The organism is Streptomyces sp. NPDC033165 (assembly GCF_055577965.1).
This window is the reverse complement of sequence record NZ_JBVIPK010000005.1, coordinates 98,279-118,638: the sequence shown is the minus strand read 5'-3', so window position 1 is coordinate 118,638 and position 20,360 is coordinate 98,279. Positions and strand designations below refer to the sequence as shown.

General features: G+C 72.2%; 18 protein-coding genes. 16 read left to right on the top strand and 2 right to left on the bottom strand.

Annotated elements, in window-relative coordinates:
- Window positions 1-41: 41 nt before the first annotated feature.
- From ACZ5WC_RS14250 to ACZ5WC_RS14215, 8 genes are all read left to right on the top strand, one after another.
- On the top strand, window positions 42-1,154 hold the full coding sequence (locus tag ACZ5WC_RS14250) for a quinone-dependent dihydroorotate dehydrogenase (RefSeq protein WP_468541070.1): 1,113 nt from the start codon (window positions 42-44) through the stop codon (window positions 1,152-1,154).
- Window positions 1,151-1,990 carry an orotidine-5'-phosphate decarboxylase gene (gene pyrF, locus ACZ5WC_RS14245; protein WP_311118749.1) on the top strand — a complete coding sequence of 280 codons (840 nt, stop codon included), beginning with the start codon at window positions 1,151-1,153 and terminating at the stop codon, window positions 1,988-1,990. Before ACZ5WC_RS14250 ends, pyrF begins: the two co-directional genes overlap by 4 nt.
- A 255-nt stretch (window positions 1,991-2,245) precedes the next feature.
- On the top strand, window positions 2,246-2,569 hold the full coding sequence (locus tag ACZ5WC_RS14240) for an integration host factor (protein WP_031515413.1): 324 nt from the start codon (window positions 2,246-2,248) through the stop codon (window positions 2,567-2,569).
- Between the two features lie 38 nt (window positions 2,570-2,607).
- Window positions 2,608-3,201, top strand: a complete 594-nt coding sequence (gene gmk / locus ACZ5WC_RS14235) for a guanylate kinase (RefSeq protein WP_096630916.1) — start codon at window positions 2,608-2,610, stop codon at window positions 3,199-3,201.
- Between the two features lie 44 nt (window positions 3,202-3,245).
- Window positions 3,246-3,518, top strand: coding sequence for a DNA-directed RNA polymerase subunit omega (rpoZ, locus tag ACZ5WC_RS14230; protein WP_003970369.1), 273 nt, complete (start codon window positions 3,246-3,248; stop codon window positions 3,516-3,518).
- 143 nt (window positions 3,519-3,661) lie between these two features.
- Complete coding sequence (coaBC, locus tag ACZ5WC_RS14225; protein WP_468541069.1) at window positions 3,662-4,906, top strand: bifunctional phosphopantothenoylcysteine decarboxylase/phosphopantothenate--cysteine ligase CoaBC; 1,245 nt, start codon at window positions 3,662-3,664, stop codon at window positions 4,904-4,906.
- Between the two features lie 199 nt (window positions 4,907-5,105).
- Window positions 5,106-6,314 carry a methionine adenosyltransferase gene (gene metK / locus ACZ5WC_RS14220; RefSeq protein WP_096630919.1) on the top strand — a complete coding sequence of 403 codons (1,209 nt, stop codon included), beginning with the start codon at window positions 5,106-5,108 and terminating at the stop codon, window positions 6,312-6,314.
- Between the two features lie 169 nt (window positions 6,315-6,483).
- Window positions 6,484-8,649: a primosomal protein N' gene (locus ACZ5WC_RS14215; RefSeq protein ID WP_468541068.1), complete on the top strand. Its 2,166-nt coding sequence runs from the start codon at window positions 6,484-6,486 to the stop codon at window positions 8,647-8,649.
- A 158-nt stretch (window positions 8,650-8,807) separates the two neighbouring features.
- On the opposite strand, the gene ACZ5WC_RS14210 is transcribed toward ACZ5WC_RS14215, so the two are convergent.
- On the bottom strand, window positions 8,808-9,374 hold the full coding sequence (locus ACZ5WC_RS14210) for a hypothetical protein (protein WP_468541067.1): 567 nt from the start codon (window positions 9,372-9,374) through the stop codon (window positions 8,808-8,810).
- Window positions 9,375-9,728: 354 nt separating this feature from the next.
- On the opposite strand from ACZ5WC_RS14210, the gene fmt reads away from it, so the two are divergent.
- The 4 genes from fmt to ACZ5WC_RS14190 all read left to right on the top strand — a co-directional run bounded on the left by fmt (window position 9,729) and on the right by ACZ5WC_RS14190 (window position 14,137).
- Entirely contained in the window at window positions 9,729-10,661 is a 933-nt protein-coding gene (fmt, locus tag ACZ5WC_RS14205; protein WP_468541066.1) for a methionyl-tRNA formyltransferase, read from the top strand.
- Between the two features lie 81 nt (window positions 10,662-10,742).
- Window positions 10,743-12,176 (top strand): RsmB/NOP family class I SAM-dependent RNA methyltransferase, encoded by a 1,434-nt coding sequence (locus tag ACZ5WC_RS14200; protein WP_468541065.1) that lies wholly within the window; start codon window positions 10,743-10,745, stop codon window positions 12,174-12,176.
- A 148-nt stretch (window positions 12,177-12,324) separates the two neighbouring features.
- The gene (rpe, locus tag ACZ5WC_RS14195) at window positions 12,325-13,008 is read left to right on the top strand and encodes a ribulose-phosphate 3-epimerase (RefSeq protein ID WP_468541064.1); all 684 of its coding nucleotides are present in this window, start codon (window positions 12,325-12,327) and stop codon (window positions 13,006-13,008) included.
- A 133-nt stretch (window positions 13,009-13,141) separates the two neighbouring features.
- Window positions 13,142-14,137, top strand: coding sequence for a sugar-binding transcriptional regulator (locus ACZ5WC_RS14190; RefSeq protein WP_096631444.1), 996 nt, complete (start codon window positions 13,142-13,144; stop codon window positions 14,135-14,137).
- A gap of 74 nt (window positions 14,138-14,211) precedes the next feature.
- Here the strand turns inward: ACZ5WC_RS14190 and ACZ5WC_RS14185 are convergent, their stop codons facing one another.
- Window positions 14,212-15,294: a terpene synthase family protein gene (locus ACZ5WC_RS14185; protein ID WP_468541063.1), complete on the bottom strand. Its 1,083-nt coding sequence runs from the start codon at window positions 15,292-15,294 to the stop codon at window positions 14,212-14,214.
- A 310-nt stretch (window positions 15,295-15,604) separates the two neighbouring features.
- Between ACZ5WC_RS14185 and ACZ5WC_RS14180 the strand changes: the two genes are divergently transcribed.
- The 4 genes from ACZ5WC_RS14180 (at window position 15,605) to ACZ5WC_RS14165 (ending at window position 20,343) form a co-directional block, all read left to right on the top strand.
- Window positions 15,605-17,071: a GuaB1 family IMP dehydrogenase-related protein gene (locus ACZ5WC_RS14180; RefSeq protein WP_468541062.1), complete on the top strand. Its 1,467-nt coding sequence runs from the start codon at window positions 15,605-15,607 to the stop codon at window positions 17,069-17,071.
- A 179-nt stretch (window positions 17,072-17,250) separates the two neighbouring features.
- Window positions 17,251-18,708, top strand: a complete 1,458-nt coding sequence (locus ACZ5WC_RS14175; RefSeq protein ID WP_468541061.1) for an aldehyde dehydrogenase family protein — start codon at window positions 17,251-17,253, stop codon at window positions 18,706-18,708.
- Window positions 18,709-18,822: 114 nt separating this feature from the next.
- On the top strand, window positions 18,823-19,281 hold the full coding sequence (locus ACZ5WC_RS14170) for an Lrp/AsnC family transcriptional regulator (protein ID WP_366820620.1): 459 nt from the start codon (window positions 18,823-18,825) through the stop codon (window positions 19,279-19,281).
- 264 nt (window positions 19,282-19,545) lie between these two features.
- A complete protein-coding gene (locus tag ACZ5WC_RS14165; protein ID WP_468541060.1) occupies window positions 19,546-20,343 on the top strand; it encodes a carbon-nitrogen hydrolase family protein in 798 nt (265 codons plus the stop codon).
- Window positions 20,344-20,360: the final 17 nt, after the last annotated feature.

Genomic DNA, 20,360 nt, shown 5'->3' with positions numbered 1-20,360 from the left:
CGAGCCCCGTCGAGCCCACCGAGCACCAAGGACACCTCCCCATGTACAAGCTCTTCTTCCGGCTGGTCTTCAAGCGGATGGACCCCGAGCAGGCCCACTACGCCGCCTTCCGCTGGATCCGCCTCGCCGCCCGCATCCCCGTCCTGCGCACCTTCCTCGCCGCCGCCCTCGCCCCCCGCTTCAAGGAGCTGCGCACCGAGGCCCTCGGCCTGCGGATGCACGGCCCCTTCGGGCTCGCCGCAGGCTTCGACAAGAACGCGGTCGCCATCGACGGCATGGCCATGCTCGGTTTCGACCACATCGAGATCGGCACCGTCACCGGCGAAGCCCAGCCCGGCAACCCCAAGAAGCGGCTCTTCCGGCTCGTCGCCGACCGCGCGCTGATCAACCGCATGGGCTTCAACAACGAGGGCTCCGCCGCCGTCGCCGCCCGCCTGGCCGCCCGCAACCCGGTCTTCCGTACGACCGTCGGCGTCAACATCGGCAAGACCAAGGCCGTGCCCGAGGCCGAAGCAGCCGCCGACTACGTGAAGTCCACCGAGGCCCTCGCCGCCCACGCCGACTACCTGGTCGTCAACGTCTCCTCGCCCAACACCCCCGGCCTGCGCAACCTCCAGGCCACCGAGTCGCTGCGCCCGCTGCTCACCGCCGTACGCGAGGCCGCCGACCGCACCGTCACCACCCGGCGGGTCCCGCTGCTCGTCAAGATCGCCCCGGACCTCGCGGACGAGGACGTCGACGCCGTCGCCGACCTCGCCGTGGAACTGGGCCTGGACGGCATCATCGCCACCAACACCACCATCGCCCGCGAGGGCCTGGGCCTGAAATCCGACCCCGCCCTGGTGGGAGAGACCGGCGGACTCTCCGGCGCACCCCTCAAGGAGCGCTCGCTGGAGGTCCTGAGCCGCCTGTACGCCCGTGTGGGGGACCGGATCACCCTGGTGGGCGTCGGGGGCGTCGAGAACGCCGAGGACGCCTGGCAGCGCATCCTGGCCGGGGCCACCCTCGTCCAGGGCTACAGCGCCTTCATCTACGAAGGCCCCTTCTACGCCCGCGGCATCCACAAGGGCCTCGCCGCGCGGCTCGCCGCATCCCCGTACGCCACCCTCGCCGAGGCCGTCGGCGCCGAGACCCGGAAGAAGGCCGCCCTGTGACCCCCGAACCCTTCGGTGCCCGCCTGCGCCACGCCATGGACACCCGTGGGCCGCTCTGCGTCGGCATCGACCCGCACGCCTCGCTGCTCACCTCCTGGGGGCTGAACGACGACATCGCGGGCCTGGAGCGCTTCACCCGTACGGTGGTCGAGGCGCTGGCCGACCGGGTCGCCGTCCTCAAGCCGCAGTCCGCGTTCTTCGAGCGCTTCGGCTCGCGTGGCGTCGCCGTCCTGGAGAAGGCCGTCGAAGAGGCACGGGCAGCCGGGGCGCTCGTCCTGATGGACGCCAAGCGCGGCGACATCGGCTCCACCATGGCCGCCTACGCGGCGACCTACCTGGACAAGGACTCCCCGCTCTTCTCCGACGCGGTGACCGTCTCCCCGTACCTCGGCTTCGGCTCGCTGCGACCGGCGCTCGACGCGGCCGCCGTCTCCGGCGCGGGCGTCTTCGTCCTCGCCCTCACCTCCAACCCGGAGGGTGCCGAGGTCCAGCGCGCCACGGCCGCCGACGGCCGCTCGCTCGCCCAGCTGATGCTCGACCACATGGCGGCCGAGAACGCGGGGGCGGCCCCGCTCGGCTCGGTCGGCGCGGTGGTCGGCGCGACGCTCGGCGACGCGGGGGTGAACCTGGCCATCAACGGGCCGCTCCTGGCGCCCGGCATCGGCGCCCAGGGGGCGACCCCGGCGGACCTGCCGACGGTGTTCGGCGACGCCGTGGGCAACGTGGTCCCCAGTGTGAGCCGGGGCGTGCTGCGCCACGGCCCGGACGCGTCCGGGCTGCGCGAAGCGGCCGAACGGTTCGCGGACGAGGTCCGTCGTGCCGTATCCGGCAGTTGACCCTGACACGTTTACAGCGTGTTGACGAATCACTGACGAGTTACTGACCGGAAACCTGGTCGATATGTCGGGAAAGTCCTGGTCGGGCACAGCTGACCAGGACTTTTCGTCTGTTCTCGCTGACTACAGCGGCCCAGGCCGCTAGTCTCCGTCGAGAGCGGCCGAGCACAGTGTGTTCGTCGCTCACCTGGTGGGGGGCGTCCAGCTTCCCCGCCGGTCCGTATCCGACAGATCGACATCCGAGGTGACGTAGGCGTGGCTCTTCCGCCCCTTACCCCTGAACAGCGCGCAGCCGCGCTCGAAAAGGCCGCCGCGGCTCGCCGGGAGCGGGCCGAGGTCAAGAATCGACTCAAGCACTCCGGCGCCTCCCTCCACGAGGTCATCAAGCAGGGCCAGGAGAACGACGTCATCGGGAAGATGAAGGTCTCCGCACTGCTGGAATCCCTGCCGGGCGTCGGCAAGGTCCGCGCCAAGCAGATCATGGAGCGTCTCGGCATCTCCGAGAGCCGCCGGGTCAGGGGTCTTGGCTCCAACCAGATCGCATCCCTGGAGCGTGAGTTCGGCGGCACCGCCGCCTGACGTTCTCAGGCACCCCTGAGAACCTGGATAATCGCCCCATGGCTGCAACATCCCGGGGGACGTCCCCCGTACCCCCGGACGTACGTCCGCGGCTGACCGTGCTCTCCGGCCCCTCGGGGGTCGGCAAGAGCACGGTCGTCGCTCATATGCGCACCGTGCACCCCGAGGTCTGGCTCTCCGTGTCGGCGACGACACGCAAGCCGCGCCCCGGGGAGCGCAACGGAGTGCACTACTTCTTCGTGGACGACGAGGAGTTCGACAAGCTCGTCGCCAACGGCGAGCTGCTGGAGTGGGCCGAGTTCGCGGGCAACCGCTACGGCACGCCGCGCCGCGCCGTGCTGGACCGCCTGGAGGCCGGGGAACCGGTCCTGCTGGAGATCGACCTCCAGGGCGCCCGGCTGGTCCGCGAGTCGATGGCCGACGCACGCCTGGTCTTCCTGGCGCCGCCGAGCTGGGAGGAGCTGGTGCGCCGGCTCACCGGCCGGGGCACCGAGGCGCCCGAGGTCATCGAGCGCAGGCTCGCCGCCGCGAAGGTCGAACTGGCCGCCGAGGCCGAGTTCGATACGACGCTGGTCAACACCTCCGTCGAGGACGTGGCCCGCGAGCTGCTAGCCTTGATGCTTCAGGCTTAGATCTACTGTGATCTTTGATCTTTACCCCCTTCGGAAGGCAGAGAGTGTCCTCTTCCATCACCACGCCCGAGGGCATCATCAACCCGCCGATTGATGAGCTCCTTGAGGCCACCGACTCGAAGTACAGCCTGGTGATCTACGCGGCCAAGCGCGCCCGCCAGATCAACGCGTACTACTCGCAGCTCGGTGAGGGTCTCCTTGAGTACGTCGGTCCGCTCGTCGACACCCACGTGCACGAGAAGCCGCTGTCGATCGCGCTCCGCGAGATCAACGCGGGTCTGCTGACCTCCGAGGCCATCGAGGGCCCCGCGCAGTAGGCAGAACAGCACCTCGTCCTCAGGCCCGGCGGCCCGTACGCCGGGCCTGAGGCGTGTCCGGGGCCGGGTGAACGCGTTCCGCGCGGTGAGGCAGCATGGGACCGCACACATAGCCGTTACGTTGCCGAGTGCGGGGAGACGCAGTGGACAAGCCGAAGGTGGTCCTGGGGGTCAGCGGGGGCATCGCCGCCTACAAGGCGTGCGAGCTGCTGCGCCGGCTGACCGAGTCCGGCCATGACGTACGGGTCGTCCCGACCGCCTCCTCGCTGCACTTCGTGGGCGCCGCGACCTGGTCGGCGCTCTCCGGGCACCCCGTCTCCGACCAGGTCTGGGACGACGTGCACGAAGTCCCGCACGTACGGATCGGGCAGGAGGCCGACCTCGTGGTGGTCGCCCCGGCGACCGCCGACATGCTGGCCAGGGCGGCCCACGGGCTCGCCGACGACCTGCTCACCAACACCCTGCTGACCGCCCGCTGTCCGGTGGTCTTCGCGCCCGCCATGCACACCGAGATGTGGGAGCACCCGGCCACCCAGGAGAACGTCGCGACGCTGCGCCGCCGGGGCGCCGTCGTCATCGAGCCCGCCGTCGGGCGGCTCACCGGCGTCGACACCGGCAAGGGCCGGCTGCCCGACCCGGGCGAGATCTTCGAGGTCTGCCGCCGGGTGCTGGCGCGCGGGGTCACCGAGCCCGACCTCGCGGGCCGCCATGTGGTGATCAGCGCGGGCGGCACGCGCGAGCCGCTGGACCCGGTCCGGTTCCTCGGCAACCGCTCCTCCGGCAAGCAGGGGTACGCACTGGCGCGCACGGCGGTCGCCCGCGGTGCCCGGGTCACCCTGATCGAGGCCAACACCGGGCTGCCCGATCCGGCCGGGGCCGACGTCCTGCGGGTCGGCACCGCCGTACAGCTGCGGGAGGCCGTGCTGAAGGCGGCCGCCGACGCGGACGCCGTGGTGATGGCGGCCGCGGTGGCCGACTTCCGTCCCGCCGACTACGCCCCGGGCAAGATCAAGAAGAAGGACGGCGAGGAGGCCCCCGCCGTCCCGCTGGTCCGCAACCCCGACATCCTCGCCGAGGTCGCCGCCGAGCGGGCTCGGCCGGACCAGATCGTCGTGGGCTTCGCCGCCGAGACCGACGATGTGCTGGCCAACGGCCGTGAGAAGCTCCGCCGCAAGGGCTGCGACCTGCTCGTGGTCAACGAGGTGGGGGAGCGCAAGACCTTCGGCTCCGAGGAGAACGAAGCGGTCGTCCTCGCCGCCGACGGCCAGGAGACACCAGTTCCCCACGGCCCCAAGGAAGCGCTCGCCGACACGGTCTGGGACCTGGTTTCGGGAAGGTTCCAGCCGATTTCATCACCAACCCTCCGGGCGACTGAAAAGGCCCTATAGGGTGTAAACAGGTCGCCGGGAAGGGCGGATTGTCCTACTGGAACCTCCTGTGGCGCAGGTCACGGAACTTCCAAAGGGCGAGACACCTGGCCCGGCCGCCGGATACGACCGATAAACTGGTCGACGGCACGCTCCGAGCGCAGCTCTCGGACGTACCACCCATGATCAGCCAGCAGCCGCTGCAACCCCAGGGAGCGATGTGTCCCGCCGTCTCTTCACCTCGGAATCCGTCACCGAGGGTCACCCCGACAAGATCGCTGACCAGATCAGCGACACGATTCTCGACGCGCTCCTGCGCGAGGACCCCGCCTCGCGCGTCGCCGTCGAGACCTTGATCACCACTGGTCTGGTGCATGTCGCGGGCGAGGTCACCACCAAGGCCTACGCCGACATCCCCAACCTCGTGCGCAACAAGGTGCTGGAGATCGGCTACGACTCCTCCAAAAAGGGCTTCGACGGTGCTTCCTGTGGCGTCTCGGTCTCCATCGGCGCGCAGTCGCCGGACATCGCGCAGGGCGTCGACACCGCTTATGAGAAGCGGGTCGAGGGCGATGAGGACGAGCTCGACAAGCAGGGCGCGGGCGACCAGGGCCTGATGTTCGGCTACGCCTGCGACGAGACCCCGGAGCTGATGCCGCTCCCGATCCACCTCGCCCACCGCCTCTCCCGGCGGCTGTCCGAGGTTCGGAAGAACGGGACCATCCCCTACCTCCGTCCCGACGGCAAGACCCAGGTCACCATCGAGTACGACGGTGACAAGGCGGTCCGCCTGGACACCGTGGTGGTCTCCTCGCAGCACGCCTCCGACATCGACCTGGACTCGCTGCTCGCGCCCGACATCCGTGAGTTCGTCGTCGAGCACGTGCTCGCGCAGCTCGTCGAGGACGGCATCAAGCTGGACACCGAGGGCTACCGCCTCCTGGTGAACCCCACCGGCCGCTTCGAGATCGGCGGCCCGATGGGCGACGCGGGTCTGACCGGGCGCAAGATCATCATCGACACCTACGGCGGCATGGCCCGCCACGGCGGCGGCGCCTTCTCGGGCAAGGACCCGTCCAAGGTCGACCGTTCCGCGGCGTACGCGATGCGCTGGGTCGCCAAGAACGTGGTGGCCGCCGGGCTCGCCACGCGCTGCGAGGTCCAGGTCGCGTACGCGATCGGCAAGGCCGAGCCGGTCGGTCTCTTCGTCGAGACCTTCGGCACCGCGGCCGTGGACACCGAGAAGATCGAGAACGCCATCGGTGAGGTCTTCGACCTCCGCCCGGCCGCGATCATCCGGGACCTCGACCTGCTCCGCCCGATCTACGCCCAGACCGCCGCGTACGGCCACTTCGGCCGTGAGCTGCCGGACTTCACCTGGGAGCGCACGGACCGGGTGGACGCCCTGCGCGCGGCAGCCGGTCTCTAGTCAGTGCCCCTCCCGGCGGGCTTCGCCCCGTCGGGCCGGCCTCGCCGGTCGCGGCACCAGCAGTACCGCACAGTCATGACAGCGGGGCCCGGACACCGAACACGGTGGCCGGGCCCCGCCGCTCTGCGCGCGGCCGCCGCTGTCAGTGCCGTCTGGTAGGAATTTGGCTGTGAGCAGCGAGAACGAGCAGTCCGCCGAGCCCGGGACCGGGGCGGCCGAGCCCGGTGCCGGGGCGCCGGAGCAGCTTGCGCTGATCCGGGAGACGGTGCGCCGGGCGAAGGTGCCGCGCGCCAAGCCGCGGACCTGGCGCGGCGCCGCGCTCGCCGGGGAACTGCCCGTCGCCCGCGTCCTGGTCAACAAGGGCGTCCTCCATCTCGACCAGTATTTCGACTACGCCGTCCCCGAGGAGCTGGACGCCGACGCCCAGCCGGGTGTGCGGGTGCGGGTGCGGTTCGGGGCGGGCGGGCGCAATGTGCAGGGCGGGCGGCGCGAGGGCGGCGGCCTGATCGACGGCTTCATCATCGAGCGCCGCGCCGACTCCGACTACCAGGGCGCGCTGGCCGCCCTGGCCTACGTGGTCTCCCCGGAGCCGGTCCTCGGGCCCGAGCTGCTCGCCCTCTCCCGCGCGGTCGCCGACCGGTATGCGGGCAGCCTCGCCGACGTCCTCCAGCTCGCCGTCCCGCCCCGCAACGGCCGCGCCGAGTCCAAGCCCTCCCCGGAGCCGCTGCCGCCGCCCCCGCCCCCGCAGCCGGGCACCTGGGAGCGGTACGGCCAGGGCCCGGCCTTTCTGCGCGCCCTGGCCGAGGGCGGCGCCCCGCGCGCGGTGTGGACCGCCCTGCCCGGGCCGCACTGGCCCGCCGAGATCGCCGGGGCCGTCGCGGCGACGCTCTCGTCGGGGCGGGGCGCCCTCGTCGTGGTCCCCGACGGGCGGGCCGCCGGACGGGTCGACGCGGCGCTGACCGAGCTGCTCGGCGCGGGCCGGCACGCGCTGCTGACCGCCGACTCCGGCCCGGAGAAGCGCTATCGCCAGTGGCTCGCGGTGCGCCGGGGCTCCGTGCGGGCGGTCGTGGGGACCCGGGCCGCGATGTTCGCCCCCGTCCAGCACCTCGGCCTGGTGGTCATCTGGGACGACGGGGACTCCAGCCACAGCGACGACAACGCCCCCTTCCCGCATGTCCGCGAGGTCCTGGAGCTGCGGGCCGCGCAGGGCCGCTGCGGCTTCCTGCTCGGCGGCACCAGCTGCACGGTGGAGGCGGCCCAGCTCGTGGAGAGCGGCTGGGCGCTGCCGCTCCTCGCGGAGCGGGAGCAGCTGCGCCGGGCCGCCCCCCTGATCCGTACGATCGGGGACGGCGAGCTGGCCCGGGACGGCGCCGCCCGCTCCGCCCGGCTGCCCAGCCTCGCCTGGCAGACCGTGCGCGACGGCCTGCGCAGCGGCCCGGTGCTGGTCCAGGTCCCCCGGAGGGGTTACGCCCCCCGCCTCGCCTGTGAACGCTGCCGCACCCCCGCCCGCTGCCGCCACTGCGCGGGCCCGCTCCAGGCCCCGGACCAGCAGGATCTGAACTGCGCCTGGTGCGGGCGGGCCGAGCGGTCCTGGCACTGCGCGGAGTGCGGCTCCCCCCGGCTCCGCGCCCAGATCGTCGGCGCCCGCCGCACCGCCGAGGAGCTGGGCCGGGCCTTCCCCGCCGTGCCGGTCCGCACCTCGGGGCGCGACCACATCCTGGACGCGGTGCCGGGTGCGCCCGCGCTGGTGGTCAGCACCCCCGGCGCGGAGCCCGTGGCCGAGGGCGGTTACGCCGCCGCGCTGCTCCTGGACGGCTGGGCCATGCTCGGCAGGCCGGACCTGCGGGCGGGCGAGGAGGCGTTGCGCCGCTGGACGGCCGCGGGCGCGCTGGTGCGGGGGCAGGAGGAGGGCGGCTCGGTGGTCATCGTGGCCGAGCCGACGGAACGGGCGGTGCAGGCCCTGGTCCGCTGGGACCCGGCCGGTTTCGCCCGCCGCGAGCTGGCGGAGCGGGCCGAGCTGGGCTTCCCGCCGGTCTCCCGGATGGCCTCGGTGACCGGCCCGGCCGATTCCCTGGACTCGTTTCTCCAGACCGCCGGCCTGCCGCCGGAGGCCGAGGTCCTGGGCCCGGTGCCGGTCCCCCCGGCCGGGCCGGGAAGACCCCGCAGGCCGGGAGAGGCCCCACCGGGCGAGACCTGGGAGCGTGCCCTCATCCGGGTGGTCCCGGGCCGCGGCGCGGCCCTCGCGGGCGCTCTGAAGGCGGCACAGGCGGCGCGCACGGCGAAGGGCGGCGGGGACCAGGTGCGCATCCGGATCGACCCGCCGGACATCGGCTGAGGCCACCCGTCCGCCCCAGGACCTGGCCCGCCCAGCGACCCTCTGCCCCCAGCGACCCCTGCTCCCAGGCAGCGCTGCCTCGCCCCACCCGGCGCTGCCCCCACGCGACACTGCCCCGCCGCGCGGCCTGCACGGTGGGGCAGAGGAGCGGATCGGTGTCAGCCGTTGCGGGGGCCCGGGAATGCTCCGGGGCGGAGTTCCTCACGGGCCGACGGCTGGGCCGCCGGCGGCTGCGGCGGCCTCGACCGGGCCGCGGGCACCGCGGGTACCGGGGCGCCGGTCCCGGCGGCGGGGCCACCGGACAGGCCGGTGCCGACGGAGACCGTGCGCGGCGCGGCCGTCGTCTCCGCGCCCGTCTCGGCGGCGGGCTGCTGGGTGGCCCGACGCGTGCCGTAACGGCGGTGCACGGCCTGCTTGGTGACGCCGAGGGCGGAGCCCACCGCGTCCCAGGAGAAGCCCAGCGAGCGGTCGAAGTCCACCGCGGCCGTGACCAGGGTCTCGACGCTGTCCCGCAGCTCCTGCGCGAGGCGGACGGTGGGGGCCGGGGCCCTGCCGTAGACGACGAAGCCCGCGGAGGGGCCGGAGCGGCGCGGACGGTAGACGTTGCCCAGCTGGGCGGTGAGGGTGCGCAGCGCGTCCACCTGCCGCCGGACCCGCTCGATGTCCCGCACCAGAAGGTGCAGACTGGCCCGCGCTTGGGCGTCGTGGGTTGCGTGGTCGGCCATGAAGAAGCCTCTCGAACCGGCGTTGAAAGGGATCGGGCCGCATCGGGGCGGCCCGCTTCGGTCAATCTCCTTTGACCAACGCCCGAGCCGGGTATGTGGTCACGCTATCGGGGCGTATGTGCATATGCACGGGGCGTGCGCGGCGCGCGTACGCCCCTTCGGTCGGCGCACGGCCGGAGCGGACGGACCCGGCGTGCTCTTCCCTCGGCCACCCCCTGGGGCCTGTCGTCGGACTGCCGCCTGCCGGACGGCGTCCGCCCGCCCTTCGGGCGACGACGGCGGTTTGACGACAGGCCCTAGACTGGTGTGCTGCTCGTCACCGTACGTCTTGGCCCGAGAGGCAGTCAGCCACCCATGAAGCTCGTCTTCGCCGGCACCCCCGAGGTCGCCGTCCCCGCACTGGACGCCCTGATCGCCTCCGACCGCCACGAGGTCGCCGCCGTCGTGACCCGCCCCGACGCTCCGGCCGGGCGGGGCCGGCGGCTCGTCGCGAGCCCGGTGGCCGAGCGGGCCGAGGAGGCGGGGATCGAGGTGCTCAAGCCCGCCAAGCCCCGGGACGAGGCGTTCCTCGCCCGGCTGCGCGAGATCGCCCCGGACTGCTGCCCGGTCGTCGCCTACGGGGCCCTGCTGCCCAAGGCCGCCCTGGACGTGCCCGCGCGCGGCTGGGTCAACCTGCACTTCTCGCTGCTGCCCGCCTGGCGCGGGGCCGCGCCCGTGCAGCACTCCCTGATGGCCGGGGACGAGGTGACCGGCGCGTCCACCTTCCTGATCGAGGAAGGGCTGGACTCCGGCCCGGTCTACGGCGTCCTCACCGAGGAGATCCGCCCCACCGACACCAGCGGCGACCTGCTCACCCGGCTCGCCTTCGCGGGGGCCGGGCTGCTCGCCGCGACCATGGACGGCATCGAGGACGGCACCCTGCACGCCGTGCCGCAGCCGCACGAGGGCGTCACCCAGGCCCCGAAGATCACCGTCGAGGACGCCCAGGTCCAGTGGTCGGCCCCCGCCCTGCGGGTCGACCGGGTCGTGCGGGGCTGCACCCCGGCCCCCGGCGCCTGGACCCTGTTCCGCGGCGAGCGGCTGAAGCTGATCCAGGCCACGCCCGTCCTGGACCGGACCGACCTGGCTCCCGGCGAGCTCTCCGCCGCCAAGAACAACGTGTACGCGGGCACCGGCTCGCACGCCGTCGAGCTGCTGTGGGTCCAGCCGCAGGGCAAGAAGCCGATGAAGGCCGCCGACTGGGCGCGCGGTGTCCGCATCGTCCACGGTGAGCTGCTGGGGTCGTAGAACCTCTCGTTCGAGGGGCCGGGAGCGGCGACGTACGCTGGGAGGGTTCGCCTCTCTCACCATCAGCGGAGCACCTTTCACGTGAACGACCAGCCGCGTCGCCGTCCCGCCAGGCCCCATCGCCGTCCCCAGAAGGACCCGGTCCGTTTTCTGGCCTTCGAGGCGCTCAGGGCCGTCGACGAGCGTGACGCGTACGCCAACCTCGTGCTGCCCCCGCTGCTGAAGAAGGCCCGCGCCAAGGGCGACTTCGACGGCCGGGACGCGGCGCTGGCGACCGAGCTGGTCTACGGGACGCTGCGCCGCCAGGGGACCTACGACGCGATCGTGGCGGCCTGCATCGACCGGCCGCTGCGCGAGGTCGACCCGCCGGTCCTGGACGTCCTCAACATGGGCGTCCACCAGCTGCTCGGCACCCGCATCCCCACCCACGCGGCCGTCTCCGCCAGCGTGGAGCTGGCCCGGGTGGTGCTGGGGGAGGGGCGCGCGAAGTTCGTCAACGCGGTGCTGCGCAAGGTCACCGCGCACGACCTCGACGGCTGGGTGGAGAAAGTCGCCCCGCCGTACGAGGAGGACGCCGAGGACCACCTCTCCGTCGTGCACTCCCACCCGCGCTGGATCGTCTCCGCGCTCTGGGACGCGCTGGGCGGCGGCCGCGCGGGCATCGAGGACCTCCTCGAAGCCGACAACGAGCGGCCCGAGGTGACGTTGGCGGCCCGCCCCGGCCGCTCCACCACCGACGAGCTGGCCACGGCGCTGGGCGAGGACAACTCCCTCCCGGGCCGTTGGTCCCCGTACGCCGTGCGGATGGCCGAGGGCGGCGAGCCCGGAGCGCTGGAAGCCGTCCGGGACGGCCGGGCGGGCGTCCAGGACGAGGGCAGCCAGCTCGTCGCCGCCGCCCTGGCCGCCGCCCCCCTCGACGGGAGCGACACCCGCTGGCTGGACGGCTGCGCGGGTCCCGGGGGCAAGGCCGCCCTGCTGGCCGCCCTCGCCGCCGGGCGGGGGGCGACCCTGCTCGCCGCCGAGAAGCAGCCGCACCGCGCCCGGCTGGTCGAGCGGGCGCTCGCCGGCAACCCGGGCCCGTATCAGGTGATCACCGCCGACGGCACCCGCCCGCCGTGGCGGCCCGGTACCTTCGACCGCGTCCTGATGGACGTGCCGTGCTCGGGCCTGGGGGCGCTGCGCCGCCGCCCGGAGTCCCGCTGGCGGCGTCGGGCCGAGGACCTGGAGGCCTTCGCCCCGCTCCAACGCGGACTGCTGCGCGAGGCGTTGAAGGCCGTACGGATCGGCGGCGTGGTCGGTTACGCGACCTGCTCGCCGCATCTCGCCGAGACCCGGGTGGTCGTCGAGGACGTGCTGAAGGGCCGCGGTGGGGAGCCGGTCGAGGCTGAGTGGATCGACGCCCGGCCGCTGATGCCCGGAGTACCCGCCCTCGGCGAGGGACCGGACGTCCAGCTCTGGCCGCATCTGCACGGCACGGACGCGATGTATCTGGCTCTGCTGCGCCGGACCGGCTGAATATCACCGCGTCAGCAGGCCTCCCCGTCCGGTGAAAGAGCGGTAAAGGGCTGGCAAAATGCCCTGAATGCGCGGACTGTGATGGTCGTGCGAGGCCTCGGAGGGCATCGAGGCGGGGAACCGGCGCGGAACGTGGCAGGCTTGGGTCATGGCGCAGATCAATCCCAGCATCCTGTCCGCGGATTTCGCACGTCTCGCCGAGGAGGCGAAGGCCGTCGAAGGCGCGGACTGGCTCCACGTCGATGTGATGGACAACCACTTCGTGCCCAACCTGACCCTCGGCGTGCCGATCGTCGAAGCGCTCAGCAAGGCCACGGACACCCCGCTGGACTGCCACCTCATGATCGAGGACGCGGACCGCTGGGCCCCGCAGTACGTGGAGGCCGGGGCCGGTTCCGTCACCTTCCACGCGGAGGCCGCCGCCGCGCCGGTGCGCCTCGCGCGGGAGATCCGGGCCAAGGGGGCGCGCGCCTCGATGGCGCTCAAGCCCGCGACGCCCATCGAGCCGTACGAGGACCTGCTCCCCGAGCTCGACATGCTGCTGATCATGACCGTCGAGCCGGGCTTCGGCGGCCAGGCCTTCCTGGACATCATGCTGCCGAAGATCCGCCGCACCCGGGAGCTGATCAGCAAGCACGGCCTCGAACTGTGGCTCCAGGTCGACGGCGGGGTCTCGGCCGGCACCATCGAGCGGTGCGCCGAGGCGGGCGCCGACGTCTTCGTGGCCGGATCCGCGGTGTACGGGGCGAAGGACCCGGCGGCGGCGGTGCGGGACCTGCGGGCGCAGGCGGACGTGGCGACGGCCGCGGCCCCCTGGGCGTGCGACCACTGAACCAAGGACAGATGAACGCGGCCCGACAGGGCCGATCAAGGATCGCCGGATCTGACAGGATGAACGGCGTATCGGGCGTGTGAACAGCAGTGAGGAGATCGCGGTGTCTGGCATCTCGGCGGGTCGGTCAGCCATGCGGATGGGACCCGCGGAGCTGGTGCAGGCGGCGGCCATGGCCCGCCGGTTCTATCTGGAGGGCAAGTCCAAGATCCAGATCGCCGAGGAGTTCGGCGTCAGCCGCTTCAAGGTGGCCCGGGTCCTGGAGACCGCCCTCGAACGTGATCTCGTACGGATCGAGATCCGGGTCCCGGCCGAGCTGGACGCCGAACGCTCCGACGCGCTGCGAGCCCGCTACGGGCTGCGGCACGCGGTGGTCGTCGAGTCCCCGGCCGAGGAGCAGGAGGACGCCCCCGACCCGGAGAACCTGGGCGAGGTCGCGGCCGATCTGCTCGGCGAGCTGGTGGCCGAGGGCGATGTGCTCGGCCTGGCCTGGGGCCGCTCCACCATCCACATGGCGGCCGCCCTCGACCGGCTCCCGCCCTGCACCGTCGTCCAGTTGACCGGGGTCTACGACGCGGGCACCGCCGAGCGCGGCTCGGTCGAGGCGGTCCGCCGGGCCGCCCAGGTCTCCGGCGGTGAGGCGCACCCCATCTACGCGCCGATGCTGCTGCCGGACCCGGCGACGGCCGCCGCGCTGCGCGAGCAGACGGGCATCGCCCGTGCCTTCGAGTACTTCGACAAGGTCACGGTCGCCGCGGTCTCCATCGGTTCCTGGGAGCCGGGCATCTCCACGGTCCACGACATGCTCTCCGACGAGGAGCGCGCGCACTACGCCTCGCTCGGCGTCGCCGCCGAGATGTCCGCGCACCTCTTCGACGCCGACGGCCGCCGGGTCGGCCGGGACCTCGGCGAGCGCTGTATCACCGTGGAGGCGGACCGGCTGCGCCGGATCCCCGAGGTGGTGGCGATCGCGGGCGGCCAGCGCAAGGCGGCGGCGATCGGCGCGGTGCTGCGCTCCGGCCTGGTGACCAGCCTCGTGACGGACACCGCCGCCGCGGACTTCCTGCTCACCGAGTCCGCCGCCGGGGTGCGTCCGGCGCTGGAGCGGGCCGACCCCGACGGGGAGTGACAACGGGCGCCATGCGCTGAGGGGGCCTGCACCACGCGGTGCACGCCCCCTCAGCGCTTCTCCAGGCCCCGGACTCAGCCCGTCGGCGGCGCCTTGGCCGCGCACGGCGCGGCTTCGGTGCGGACGGCCTCGGGAGGGGCGGGCGGGATACCCAGCACGGTCTCCTCCAGATACTCCTCGGGCTCCTCGTACTGGCCCACGTCGGCCGGGTTGTAGCGCGGTGTCTGACGCGACCAGTCCAGGTTGCCGCGCATCCAGCTGCGCATCCCGTCGAGGTAGGGCACCAGCAGCGCGGACAGCTCGGGATACAGCTCCAGCAGCTCGTCCTCGGCCGTCAGGAAGCGCTCGGTCTCCTTGGCTATCCGCTCCGCGACATGGTCCAGCGCCTGCTGCTCGCCCATGCCCCGGTGGTGGCGGGCGAGGTGGACGAGGTTGTGGATCTCGCCGAGCATCTGCTCCTTCTCGAAGGAGTAGACGTCGTTGGCCCAGCACACGTGGTTGCACGAGGCTTCCAGGGCGGTGATGAACCGGGGGTCGTTGTGGAGCGACTCCGGGGCCTCGATGCCCGCCACGATCTCTATGAGGTCCATGCAGACGTGGATGGCCCCGGTGTGCCGCCGCTTCGCGATGTACGTCTCCTCCGACGGCACCACGTCCTCGGCCCGGTTCCCGGCCTCCCAGGTCGTGGCGGTCGTGAGGTAGGTCACCAGATGCCAGGCGAACCGGGTCCGCCAGTGGGGGGCCGCGTTCGGCGTCGTACGTTTCCACAGATCGGCCAGGGCGATCACGGCGGCCGGGAGATCCTCGCCCGGCAGCGGCTCGGGGGCGGAGCCGTCGACCACCGCGCGCATCCGGTCGACGACATCCCTCACCCGATCGGGGGAACGGCCGAGATGGCCGTCGTCGAGCTGGTCGTCGACCAGGAAGAGCCAGACGAACCAATCGGCCACCAGATCGAGGTGTTCACCGTCGGCCGTCGGATAGACCATGCCGACGAACGCCCCGAAATCGGCTTGTTCGAAGCGGTTCCTCGCGGACTCGCGGTGGACCAGACCCGTCTGTCTGGTCCAGGCGTCCAGATGACCCCGGGTGTGCGCCACGTGCGGGTTGGTCCGCTGCGGGAACGGGCAGTAGATGTCCGGCAGTTCGCTGTCCACAGGCGGATCTGGATCCTCTCCGGTCAAACGGTGTGCCCAGGACTGCCGATGTGCCGGAGCGGCGCTTCGGACACCCCCGAGACCTGCGGGTTTGAAGCTACCTGACCCTTTGTCACCCGGTCCAGGGATGGTGATCACGAATGATTCGAATCCCGTTCGGGTACAGTCCGTGGGTAAGGCAGGTTCCACTTGCCCGGGGCCCCCGGCCACCCCCTTGGAGCACTCCTTGGAGGAACGGACGAACGCGGGGGTCTTTTGCTGTGTCTTCGTGGAAACGACCTGCACCGTTTCGTATGAAAAAATGAGTGTTATGCGCTTTCTTGAGCCGGGCACCGGTCGCTACACAGAGTCCCCCGCGGTCCCGTACGACCTCACGTACGACGACGTCTTCATGGTCCCGGGCCGCTCCGCGGTCGGCTCCCGGCAGGGAGTGGACCTCTCGTCGCCCGACGGCACCGGTACCACCATCCCGCTCGTGGTCGCCAACATGACCGCCATCGCGGGCCGCCGCATGGCCGAAACTGTCGCCCGCCGCGGCGGTCTCGTCGTCATCCCCCAGGACATCCCGATCGACGTCGTCACCGACGTCATCTCCTGGGTCAAGACGCGCCACCTCGTCCTCGACACCCCGATCGAGCTGGCCCCCGGCCAGACCGTCGCCGACGCCCTGTCGCTGCTGCCCAAGCGCGCCCACGGCGCGGGCGTCGTCGTCGACGCCGACCGGCGCCCCGTCGGCGTCGTCACCGACCACGACCTCACCGGCGTCGACCGCTTCACCCAGCTCTCCGAGGTCATGTCCAAGGACCTGGTCCTGCTGGACGCCGGCATCGACCCGCGTGACGCCTTCAACAAGCTCGACGGCGCCAACCGCAAGCTCGCCCCCGCGGTCGACGCGGACGGCCGCCTCGTCGGCATCCTCACCCGCAAGGCCGCCCTGCGCGCCACGCTCTACACCCCCGCCACCGACGCACAGGGCAAGCTGCGCATCGCGGCCGCCGTCGGCATCAACGGGGACGTCGCGGGCAAGGCCAAGCAGCTCCTGGACGCGGGCGCCGACGTGCTCGTCGTGGACACCGCCCACGGCCACCAGGAGTCCATGATCAGCGCGGTGCGGGCAGTCCGCGCACTCGACCCGCAGGTCCCGATCGTCGCGGGCAACATCGTCGCCGCCGAGGGCGTACGGGACCTGATCGAGGCGGGCGCGGACATCATCAAGGTCGGCGTCGGACCCGGCGCCATGTGCACCACCCGGATGATGACCGGCGTCGGCCGCCCGCAGTTCTCCGCCGTCCTGGAGTGCGCCGCCGAGGCCAGGAAGCACGGCAAGCACGTCTGGGCCGACGGTGGTGTCCGCCACCCGCGCGACGTCGCCATGGCGCTCGCCGCCGGCGCGTCCAACGTGATGATCGGCTCCTGGTTCGCGGGGACGTACGAGTCGCCCGGTGACCTCCAGCAGTCCGCCGACGGCCGCTTCTACAAGGAGTCCTTCGGGATGGCCTCGGCCCGCGCCGTCAAGAACCGCACCTCGGAGGAGTCCGCGTACGACCGGGCCCGCAAGGCGCTCTTCGAGGAGGGCATCTCCACCTCGCGGATGTTCCTCGACCCGACCCGCCCGGGCGTCGAGGACCTGATCGACTCGATCATCGCGGGCGTCCGCTCCTCCTGCACCTACGCGGGCGCGGGCTCCCTGGAGGAGTTCGCGGACAAGGCGGTCGTCGGGGTCCAGAGCGCCGCCGGATACGCCGAGGGCAAGCCGCTGCACGCCAGCTGGAGTTGATCCCGCTCCCACCGCAACGCCCCCGCCCCTCCCAGCCGTTCGCGCCGGGAGGGGCGGGGGCGTTTCCGGGCCCGGGCCCCCGAGCCCGGCGAGGTGGCCGGGAGTGCGCTTCAACTCGGTTGAAACTTAAGTAATATGAAGCGCACTCAGCTGCCTGCCTCTCTGCGGTAAGGGATCTCATGTCCTTCTTCACTGACCTGGCCCATCAGTACATCGACGGCGAGTGGAGGCCGGGGAAGGGGTCCTGGGACATCATCGACTTCAACCCCTTCGACGGCGAGAAGCTCGCCTCCATCCCCGTGGCCACCGCCGAAGAGGTCGACCAGGCCTACCGCGCCGCTGAGCGCGCCCAGCAGGCGTGGGCGGACACCAACCCGTACAGCAGGCGGGCCGTCCTGGAGAAGGCGCTGCGCCTCGTCGAGGAGCGCGAGCCGGAGATCGGCGAGGCCATCGTCGCCGAGCTCGGCGGCACCCGGCTGAAGGCCGCCTTCGAACTGCACCTGGCCAAGGAGTTCCTCCGCGAAGCCATCCAGCTCGCCCTGCGCCCCGCCGGACAGATCCTGCCCTCGCCGACCGAGGGCAAGGAGAACCGCGTCTACCGGGTGCCCGTCGGCGTCGTCGGGGTGATCAGCCCCTTCAACTTCCCCTTCCTGCTCTCCCTCAAGTCCGTCGCGCCCGCCCTGGCCCTCGGCAACGCCGTCGTCCTCAAGCCGCACCAGAACACCCCGATCTGCGGCGGCACCCTGCTGGCCAAGATCTTCGAGGACGCGGGGCTCCCCGCCGGGCTGCTGAACGTCGTGATCACCGACATCGCGGAGATCGGCGACACCCTGCTGGAGCACCCGGTGCCGCAGGTCATCTCCTTCACCGGCTCGGACAAGGTCGGCCGCCACGTCGCCACCGTCTGTGCCGCCAACCTCAAGCGGGCCGTCCTCGAACTCGGCGGCAACAGCGCCCTGATCGTGCTCGACGACGCCGACGTGGACTACGCCGTCGACGCGGCCGTCTTCAGCCGCTACGTCCACCAGGGCCAGGTCTGCATGGCCGCCAACCGCATCCTGGTCGACCGTGCCGTGGAGCAGGAGTTCACCGAGAAGTTCGTCGCGAAGGTCGCCTCGCTCACCGTCGGCGACCCGGCCGATCCGGCCACCCAGATCGGCCCCCTGATCAACTCCTCGCAGGCCGAGTCCGTCTCCAAGCTCGTCGACCAGACCGTGGCGGCCGGTGCGACGGCCCTCCTGCACGGCGCCGCCGACGGCAACCTCGTCAGCCCCTCCGTGCTCACCGGCCTCGCCGCCGACTCGCCCGTCCTCCAGCAGGAGATCTTCGGCCCCGTCGCCCTGATCGTCCCCTTCGACGGCGAGGACGAGGCCGTCCGCATCGCCAACGACACCCCCTACGGGCTCAGCGGCGCCGTCCACACCGGCAACACCGAGCGCGGCGTGCGGATCGGGCAGCGCATCCACACCGGCATGATCCACATCAACGACGGCACCGTCCACGACGAGCCCATCGTCCCCTTCGGCGGCGAGAAGAGCTCGGGCCTCGGCCGGCTGAACGGCGACTCGATGATCGATGCCTTCACCACCCAGAAGTGGATCTCCATCCAGCACGGCCGCTCGCAGTTCCCCTTCTGACGGCCTGCCCCGCCGTACCGGGCGCGCCCCGGGCGGCGGCCCGTGGTCTACTGCGGGTGGCGGCACCGTCCGCCACCCGCAGCCGACCCACCGCAGAGAAGTGAACCGCCCGACGTGCGCCTGAACGACCTCGACGAACGCATCGTCCACGCCCTCGCCGAAGACGCCCGGCGCTCCTACGCCGACATCGGCGCGATCGTCGGCCTCTCCGCCCCCGCCGTGAAGCGCCGTGTCGACCGGCTCCGCGCCGAGGGCGCGATCACCGGCTTCACCGTGCGCGTGGACCCGGCCGCGCTCGGCTGGGAGACCGAGGGGTTCATCGAGATCTACTGCAGCCGCAACACCTCCCCGGAAGCCATCAAGCAGGGCCTCGCCCGCTACCCGGAGATCGCCTCGGCCTCCACGGTGACCGGGGACGCGGACGCGGTGGTCCAGGTCTTCGCCGCCGACATGCGCCACTTCGAGCAGGTCCTGGAGCGGATCGCGGGGGAGCCGTACGTGGAGCGGACGAAGTCCGTTCTGGTGCTCTCGCCGCTGCTGCGCCGCTACTCGGCGGAGGCACCGCCGGCCTAGGGCCGGTGTGACAGCTCCCGTCTGCCGCGGCTGCCCTTCGGGCGACGACGGGAACGGTCAGACAGGCCCTGGAGCCCGTCAACCAGTGGCACATATCACCCCGCTGACCTGCGGTGATGTCCCACGCAACGTTTCGCCGTCCCCAGCCCTTCCCGCGCAACGAATCAACGGTCGGTGCGCAACAGTCGCGCCTTGTCCGGGCAGATCCGTGACACGTACCTTCGATACGTCTCCCCGCCCCGCCCGCCCCGCCCGAGGTCAGCCATGCCGCCGTTGCGCACCGCCCTGCTCCAGAGCTCCGGACGGCCCGGCGCCGTCGCCGGTAACCTCAAGGTGCTGGACGAGGCCGCCGCCCGGGCCGCCGCGACGGGGAACCGGCTGCTCGTCGCCCCCGAGCTGTTCCTGACCGGCTACGCCATCGGCGACGCCGTCCCCGCGCTCGCCGAGCCCGCCGACGGCCCCGGCGCCCGGGCCGTCGCCGAGATCGCCGTACGCCACGGCCTCGCCGTCCTGTACGGGTACCCGGAGCGCGACGGGGAGCGGATCTTCAACGCCTCCCAGCTCATCGGCCCCGACGGTGCACGGCTCGCGAACTACCGCAAGACCCACCTCTTCGGCTGCTTCGAGCAGGAGTGGTTCACGCCCGGCGAGCAGACCGTCGTCCAGGCCGATCTGGACGGTATCCGCATCGGCCTGCTGATCTGCTACGACGTCGAGTTCCCGGAGAACGTACGGGCGCACGCACTGGCGGGCACCGACCTGCTGCTGGTTCCCACCGCGCAGATGCACCCCTTCCAGTTCGTCGCCGAATCCGTCGTCCCCGTACGGGCCTTCGAGAGCCAGATGTACGTGGCCTACGTCAACCGCACCGGCCCGGAAGGGGAGTTCGAGTTCGTCGGACTCAGCTGCCTGGCCGGACCCGACGGCGTGGTGCGCACCCGCGCCGGGCGCGGCGAGGAGCTCGTGACCGGCGAGGTGGACCCGGAGTTCCTGGCCGCCTCGCGCGCAGCCAACCCGTATCTGCACGACCGCCGTCCCGGTCTGTACGGCTCCCTCGGCTGAGCCCTCCCCCCACCGCT

What these genes read in the sequence shown, in the direction of transcription:
- ACZ5WC_RS14250 (WP_468541070.1), top strand. Translation starts at nt 42, where the DNA reads ATGTACAAGCTCTTCTTCCGGCTGGTCTTCAAGCGGATGGACCCCGAG.
- gmk (WP_096630916.1), top strand. Translation starts at nt 2,608, where the DNA reads ATGGCTGCAACATCCCGGGGGACGTCCCCCGTACCCCCGGACGTACGT.
- ACZ5WC_RS14210 (WP_468541067.1), bottom strand. Translation starts at nt 9,374, where the DNA reads ATGGCCGACCACGCAACCCACGACGCCCAAGCGCGGGCCAGTCTGCAC.
- fmt (WP_468541066.1), top strand. Translation starts at nt 9,729, where the DNA reads ATGAAGCTCGTCTTCGCCGGCACCCCCGAGGTCGCCGTCCCCGCACTG.
- rpe (WP_468541064.1), top strand. Translation starts at nt 12,325, where the DNA reads ATGGCGCAGATCAATCCCAGCATCCTGTCCGCGGATTTCGCACGTCTC.
- ACZ5WC_RS14190 (WP_096631444.1), top strand. Translation starts at nt 13,142, where the DNA reads ATGCGGATGGGACCCGCGGAGCTGGTGCAGGCGGCGGCCATGGCCCGC.
- ACZ5WC_RS14180 (WP_468541062.1), top strand. Translation starts at nt 15,605, where the DNA reads ATGCGCTTTCTTGAGCCGGGCACCGGTCGCTACACAGAGTCCCCCGCG.
- ACZ5WC_RS14175 (WP_468541061.1), top strand. Translation starts at nt 17,251, where the DNA reads ATGTCCTTCTTCACTGACCTGGCCCATCAGTACATCGACGGCGAGTGG.
- ACZ5WC_RS14165 (WP_468541060.1), top strand. Translation starts at nt 19,546, where the DNA reads ATGCCGCCGTTGCGCACCGCCCTGCTCCAGAGCTCCGGACGGCCCGGC.